The 6,877-nt window shown below is 73.9% G+C and carries 7 protein-coding genes; 1 reads left to right on the forward strand and 6 read right to left on the reverse strand.

Translation table 11 applies throughout. The features are described 5' to 3' along the window. The coding region (locus tag G3I40_RS45870; protein WP_164560706.1) for an MFS transporter at window positions 1–1,073 on the forward strand (1,073 nt) is incomplete at its 5' end. On the opposite strand, the gene hemC is transcribed toward G3I40_RS45870, so the two are convergent. The 6 genes from hemC to G3I40_RS45900 all read right to left on the reverse strand — a co-directional run. Further along, a complete protein-coding gene (gene hemC, locus G3I40_RS45875; protein WP_164560707.1) occupies window positions 961–1,893 on the reverse strand; it encodes a hydroxymethylbilane synthase in 933 nt (310 codons plus the stop codon). The genes G3I40_RS45870 and hemC overlap by 113 nt on opposite strands. 40 nt (window positions 1,894–1,933) lie before the next feature. Further along, complete coding sequence (locus G3I40_RS45880) at window positions 1,934–2,191, reverse strand: hypothetical protein (protein ID WP_164560708.1); 258 nt, start codon at window positions 2,189–2,191, stop codon at window positions 1,934–1,936. Continuing rightward, a complete protein-coding gene (locus G3I40_RS45885) occupies window positions 2,191–2,943 on the reverse strand; it encodes a PIG-L deacetylase family protein (protein ID WP_239092337.1) in 753 nt (250 codons plus the stop codon). Before G3I40_RS45885 ends, G3I40_RS45880 begins: the two co-directional genes overlap by 1 nt. A gap of 79 nt (window positions 2,944–3,022) precedes the next feature. After that, window positions 3,023–4,327: an alpha/beta fold hydrolase gene (locus tag G3I40_RS45890; protein ID WP_164560709.1), complete on the reverse strand. Its 1,305-nt coding sequence runs from the start codon at window positions 4,325–4,327 to the stop codon at window positions 3,023–3,025. A gap of 87 nt (window positions 4,328–4,414) precedes the next feature. Continuing rightward, window positions 4,415–5,443, reverse strand: a complete 1,029-nt coding sequence (locus G3I40_RS45895; RefSeq protein ID WP_164560710.1) for a LacI family DNA-binding transcriptional regulator — start codon at window positions 5,441–5,443, stop codon at window positions 4,415–4,417. Window positions 5,444–5,528: 85 nt separating this feature from the next. Then, a partial coding sequence (locus G3I40_RS45900; protein WP_164560711.1) for a BNR repeat-containing protein occupies window positions 5,529–6,877 on the reverse strand: 1,349 nt, incomplete at its 5' end.

The following is a 6,877-nucleotide window of genomic DNA, read 5'->3' on the forward strand; positions in this document are numbered from 1 at the left end:
ACGAACTGGGCATGCCGATCGCGCTGCGCACGAGCGCGATCGGCGTCGCGGCGGCCGGCGGGCCGCTGGTCGGCGGCGCCCTGACGGCACACTTCGGCTGGCGTTCGGCGTTCTTCCTCGGCGTACTGCCGGCGGTGGCGATCGCCCTGCTCGTCCTGCTCGTACGGGAACCGGAGCGTGCGGCGCCACCGCGTCCTGCGGGGCTCGACCCGGGCGGAGTGCTGCTGCTCGGCACGGCCCTCGCCTGCCTGGTCACGGCGCTGGTCACGCTGCCCGGCGCGGGATGGTCGGCGGGCAGCGTGCTCGCCCTGTGCGGGACGGCACTGGCCGGCGTGCTCCTGGTCCGCCACGAACGCCGGGCGCCGAGCCCGCTGCTGCCGCCGTCCTTCGTGGGCTCACCGGCCGTCGTCGCGGCGCTCGGCATCCTGCTGGCCGCGTCGGCGGCACTGTTCGGTGCCCTGTTCGTGGCGTCGTACTTCCTTCAGGACGTGCTCGGACTCGACGCGCTGGACACGGCGCTGCGGATGCTGCCCGCCGCGCTGTGCATGATCCTCGCGGCGCCGCTCAGCGCGAAGCTGCTGCGCCGGTACGGGGCGCGGGCGTCGACCGGCGCCGGGATGCTCGTCCTGGCGCTCGGCGTCCTCGGCTTCGGCCGCCTCGACTCCACGGCCACGGCACCGGCCGTCGCGGCCTGCGCGTTCGCCATGGGTGCGGGATTCGGCACCGTCATGGTCAGCGCGACGGAGGTCCTCGTGCGCCGGGCCGCCGAGGGCGAAGCCGGAGTGGCGGGCGGCCTGCAGCAGACGGCGATGAACGTCGGCCCGACGCTCGGCGTGGCCCTGGCCACGATGCTGCTCGCCTCCGGCAGTGACTTCACCGCCTCGATGGAACCGACGCTGACGGCCCTGGCGGTGCCGGTCTGCGCCGGCGCGGTGGCGGCACGGTGGCTGCCCTCGCGCGTCAGTGCGCGATGCCGTCGATCAGCTCCCGCGCCCCCTGCCGCAGCAGCGCCACCGCCACGGACATCCCCAGCGTCGCCGGGTCCAGCGGGCCCGCCCACTCCTGGGCGTTGAGCACCCGCTTGCCGTCGGGGGTGAACACGCAGGCCCGCAGGGCGAGTTCGCCGGTGCGCCCGACCCGGGCGTACCCGGCGACCGGGGAGTTGCAGTGGCCCTGCAGCACGTGCAGGAACATGCGCTCGGCGGTCGCCTCCCGCCAGGTGTCCCGGTCCCCGAGCCCGCTCACCGTGTCGAGGGTCGCCCGGTCGTCCTCGCGGCACTGCAGCGCCAGGATGCCGGCCCCGATCGGCGGGCACATCCGCTCCGTCGACAGCACCTCGGTCGCCAGGTCCGGGCGGCCGATCCGTTCGAGGCCCGACACGGCGAGCAGCAGCGCGTCCGCGTCGCCCGCCGCGAGCTTGTCCAGTCTCCGGTTGGCGTTGCCGCGCATCGGAACGCAACTCAAGTGCGGGTGCGTGGACGCCAGTTGGGCCACCCTGCGGACCGCCGACGTGCCGATCCGGGTGCCCTCGGGCAGTTCGTCGAGCGTGCGGCCGGCCGGGTCGATCAGCGCGTCCCGTACGTCGTCACGCTTCAGGTACGCCGCGAACGTGCACCCTTCGGGCAGCGGCCGGTCCGCCGGAATGTCCTTGAGGCAGTGCACGGCGAGGTCGGCGTGCCCGTCGAGCAGCGCCCGGTCGACCTCCTTGGTGAAGGCGCCCTTCCCGCCGAGCCTGGCCAGATCGCCCATCCACCTGTCGCCGCTGGTCGTGACGGGGACGACCTCGGTGCGCACGCCCGGGTGGAGCGCGGCGAGCTCGGCGCGGACGCGCTCGACCTGGGCCAGTGCCATCGGCGAGGAGCGGGAGACGATACGGATCAGCTCGGCAGCCATCCCGCCACGATAGCCCCTGCGCGCACGCCCGTTGACCGACTCAGGCGGCCGTGCCCAGCGGGCAGGACCGCGCGTGGTGCCAGTACCTGCGGGTCTGCTCGCTGTCCTCGTCGTCCCCGGTGGGCGACCCGCACGTGCACTCGCCCGCACGCGGGTCGATGAGGTCGGCGGCCTCGCGGTGCCCGGTCTCCCGCAGCTCGACGGCGAGTTGGTGCGCGTAGTCCGCGACCAGCAGCGCCGCCGACTCCTTGGTCTGCCCGCCGCGGCGCAGCTCCTGGATCAGCTTGGAACGCGCCATCAACGGCTGAACACCTCGAACGGCACGGCGGGCTTCCCGTCGAACCGGTCGGCCGCCGCCTGCACGTTCTGCGTCAGGAACGTGCGGCAGTACGTCTCCGGATCCTCGTCGGTCAACACCTCGATGTACGTGCGGTGTTCGAGCAGGGAGCGGATCGAGCGCTCCAGGCCGGGCGTCGCGTCGACGGCGTGCGTGGGCCGGTCGGAACCCGCGACGGCCACCCACCGCACGCCGCCCCACGACTCCAGGCCCTGCTCGGTCAGCTCGGGGAAGATCCACCGGTTGCCCGCGTCGGCGACGGCGTCGAGCGTGGCGCGGCCGACGGCGACGTGGTCGGGGGTGTTCCAGTAGAGGCCGCCCCAGGTGTCGCGGTAATTGAGGGTGACGACGAGCTCCGGACGGTGGCGGCGGATCGCGGCCGCGATGTCGCGGCGCAGCGCCGTGCCGTACTCGACGACACCGTCCTTGTGGTCGAGGAACTCGACGGCGTCGACGCCGACGACGGCCGCACTGGCCCGCTGCTCCTGTTCGCGCAGCGGGCCGCACTCGTCCGGCTCAAGGGTGTCGATGCCGGCTTCGCCGCGGGTCGCGAGGACGTACGTGACCTCGCGCCCCGCGTCGGTCCACGCGGCGATCGCCGCGGCGCAGCCGTACTCCAGGTCGTCGGGGTGGGCGACGACGGCGAGGGCGCGCTGCCAGTCCTGTGGCAGGGGGTCCAGCGGGGGTTCGGACTTCGACTCGGGCATGCTCATGTGCGGCAGCGTATGCGCCCTCGCGGCGAGGTGCTTCCCTTGCCGGGCGACCGCGGGTGGGCGGGACCCTCACGGCGCGCTACACGTCGCCGCGCACCATCCCGAGCAGGCGGTCCAGGACGCGCGGTCCCCCGGCCCGGAGGCCGTCGTGCTCGAACTCGTTCGTCACCCACGGCCGCAGGCCCCGGATGGCCCGCGCCGTCCGCAGGGCGTGCTCCGTGTCGACGTACATGTCGTCGTGGTACACGGCAGCGGCCACCGGCACCTCGTTGGCGGCGAGCCGCGCCGTGTCGTACAGCGCCGGCCACTCGGTGCGTGCGGCCAGCAGGTGCGCCGCCTCCCGCAGCGGCCGCAGTGCCGGGTCGCAGTCGAACTGCCAGGGGTGGACGGACTCGCCGGTGAAGAACAGCGGGCCGCCCGACGCCAGCGCCTTCGCCCCGTCGAACTGCGGGAACTCCCCTCGCACGCGCTGCGCCGACCAGTCGGTGGCCGGGCCGCCCTGCCCGTAGATGGACTCGTGCACGAGCGCGTACAGGGGGTGGGAGGCGTACGAGAGCGCTCCCGCCACCTGTTCGCGGAACGCGTCCGACAGTTCCCGCCCTGCCGGGGTGCGCACGAACGCGTCCTCCAGGAGGAAGTGCAGCCGGTCGCTGCCGTCGCTCGCGCCGAGCCAGATGCCCAGGGACTGGAACGCCTCCAGGGTCAGGCGGTAGCCGTTCGGGAGCACCGGCTCGTGCTCCAGGACGTACGCGCCGATCTCCCGCGCCCGCTCGACGTCCATCGGGTAGCGGGCGTAGTGCGCCCGGACCTTGCGCTCGACGCGCGGGTAGGCGGCGCGGTAGACGTCGTCCGCGTGCCCGTCCAGGGTCGGCAGGCCGCCCGTGATGAGGGCCGCCGCCAGGCCCTCGGGCGCCGACGACAGGTAGTGGACGGCGCAGAAGCCGCCGAAGCTCTGGCCGAGGACGGTCCAGGGGGCGCCGCCGGTCACCTCGCGGCGGATGAGCTCGCAGTCTCGGACGATCGCGTCGGCGCGGAAGTGCGTGAGGTACTCGGCCTGGGCCCGGGCGTCGCCGCGCAGCGGCAGCGTCTGCCGGTTCACCGTCGCGGAGGCGCCCGTGCCGCGCTGGTCCAGGAGCAGGACGCGGTAGTCCTGCACGGCGCGGCCGAGCCAGGCCTGGGTACCGGAGAACCGGTTGGCGCCGAAGCCGGGACCGCCCTGCAGGTAGACGAGCCAGGGCAGTTCCTCGTCCTCGCGGCCCGCGGCGACGGCCTCGCGCGCGTACAGCTCGATGCGCTCCCCGTCGGGGGCGGCATGGTCCAGCGGGACCAGGAAGCGGCGGTCGGTGAGGACCACCCCGGCCTGTCGGTAACGCGCGGCGCTCAAATCGACTCCAGTGCGGAAGGCGGTGCGGGCGGCCCGGTATGCGGACGCGGGCCCGCCGCCCAGTTCAGCACACGGCCGCGGCCGGGGTCAGCGCGGGCCCAGGCTGGAACCGCGGACGACGAGCTCGGGCTGGAGCACCACCCGGCGGTGCTCGTGCGCGGTGCCCGGGTTGTCGGCGGCGTGGATCTCCTCCAGGAGCAGCTCCGCGGCCAGGGCGCCCATGGTGACCGCCGGCTGGCGGACCGAGGTGAGCGGTACCGCGGCGGCCGCCGCGAACTCGATGTCGTCGTACCCGACGATCGCGACCTCCTCGGGGACGCGCACCCCGGCCGCGTACAGGGACTGCAGGACGCCGAGGGCGAGCAGGTCGTTCGCGCAGAACACGCCCGTCGGACGGTCGGCGAGGCCGAGCAGCCGGGCGCCGGCGTCCCGTCCGGCGGAGACGTCGAGGCGCTCGGTGGGCAGTTCGTGCAGGGCCGAGGCGGGCAGACCCGCCTCGTCGAGGGCGCGCAGGGCGCCCTGCCTGCGGTCCTTGACCTGGTTGAGGGCGGGCGGCCCGCTGACGTAGGCGATCCGCCGGTGGCCCGCGTCGAGGAGGTGGCGCACGGCGAGCGCGCCGCCGGTCTCGTCGTCGACGGAGACTGAGCACTCGGTGGCGCCCTCGGCGACCCGGTCCACGAGCACGAACGGGATGTCGTGGCGCCGGAACCCCTCCACCGTGGGGCCGGTCGCCTCGGCGGGTGTGAGCAGCACGCCGCGCACCCGCTGCTCGGCGAAGAGCGAGAGGTACTCGGCCTCCTCGGCGGCGCTCTGCGCGCTGTTGCACACCATCACGCCGAGACCTGCGGCGCGCGCGGCACGCTCGGCGCCGCGCGCCACGTCCACGAAGAACGGGTTGCCCATGTCGAGGACGAGCAGCCCCATGATGCGGCTGCGGCCCGCGCGCAGCTGGCGCGCGGACTCGCTGCGGACGTAGCCGAGCCGGTCGATGGCGGCGACGACCCGGGCCCGGGTCTCGTCGGCGACGGTGTCGGGCCTGTTGATGACGTTCGAGACGGTGCCCACGGACACCCCGGCGACGCGGGCGACGTCCTTGATCCCCACGGACTGTGCCATCGGGTGCGGACCTCCAGGTGAGCGGGTGCGGCAGACGGAGTGTACGTGGGCGGACCCGGCCGGCGTTCGACCGGCCGGACAGGGGTCACTCCGGGAGGGCGAAGTCCGCGACGCGGATCGGTGAGGGCGTCGTACCGGTCGACGCCTGCTGGTAGAGGACGGACAGCGTGCCGTCGGCCTTCAGGCGGAGCTCGTCGATGAGGACCTCGCCGAAGGCGTTCAGCTCCGTGCCCGCGAACAGGACCCGCCAGTCGGTCCAGCCGCTCGCGGCCGACGCTGCGACGATCTTCCCGCGCGGCATGATCGCGTACGCGTTGTCGTACCGGTCGAGGGCGAGCCGGCTGCGCTGGGTGGAGCCGGGCGGCTCGGGGATCTCCGTCTTGTGCCAACTCCCGGCGGCATCCCGGTACATGTGGAAGGTGCGGGCGTGCGCGACGCGGTCGGCGGCGTAGTCGGTGGTGCACTGGCCGAAGCGGCCGGGGACGTACGACCACAGGGCGTGCGGGCGTCCGGCGGAGTCGACGGCCTGGCTCTCCTGGTTCATCAGGGAGTGGTCGGGGCCGAGCGCCTCGACGACGGTCGCGGTGTCGGTGACGGCGACCCGGTCGCCGGTTCCGGTCACCGCGGCGAGCGCGCCCGAGGCGGCCCGCCAGGTGCGGCCCCGGTCGGTGCTCGTCACGTACGCCATCTCGTGGTTCGACAGGCCGCCCGGGCTGCACATCACGGCCGCGTCCTGCTCGCGCCAGGTGAAGAAGACGTGCAGTGCACGGTCGGGGCCGTAGTCGAAGCCGTTCACGTACATGCTGCGGGCGGTGCTGCTGCCGTGCTCGCTGGTGTAGGTGCCGGCGGCGTCGGACCACTCCCCCAGGTTGCGCCAGACGGACCCGTCGTACTCGGCGAGCGCGGCCTGGCCGTTGCCCGACACGCCTGTGCGGTACAGGAGTTGGAGGCGCCCCTCCGGAGTGGCGAGGAACTGCGGATAGGTGAACCGGTCGGTGAGCGCCTCCCCGTCGAGGGTGTTCTGTACGTCGCCGAAGCGGGCGGCGCTCCAGGGGAACCGCCCGGGCTCGGAGACGAGGCGGGGCGCGGACTTCAGGTAGAAGAAGGCGTCGCTGTGCGAGTCCATCAGGACGTGCAGCCGCCCGTCGAGCGGGGACACGCCGAGGCTGATGACGTTGTGGGAGTCGTCGTAGCGCAGCCGGTGCGGCAGCCGCAGGGTCTGCCACGGCCCGTGCGGCAGCCGCCTGCGGGCGAGGACGGCGGTGCGGTCGGCCGTGTACCAGGCGGCGTACTGGTACCCGCGGTACGTCAACACACCGCTCTTTTGGAAGGAGTTGTTGTTGACGAGGCCGTCGTAGGACAGGAAGTAGAGAGCCTTGTCGTCGAGCAGGGTGTCGGCGACGAGGCGGGCGGAGGGGCCCGGGCGGGCGGCTG

Source organism: Streptomyces sp. SID14478, from assembly GCF_010548525.1.
GTDB lineage: Bacteria > Actinomycetota > Actinomycetes > Streptomycetales > Streptomycetaceae > Streptomyces.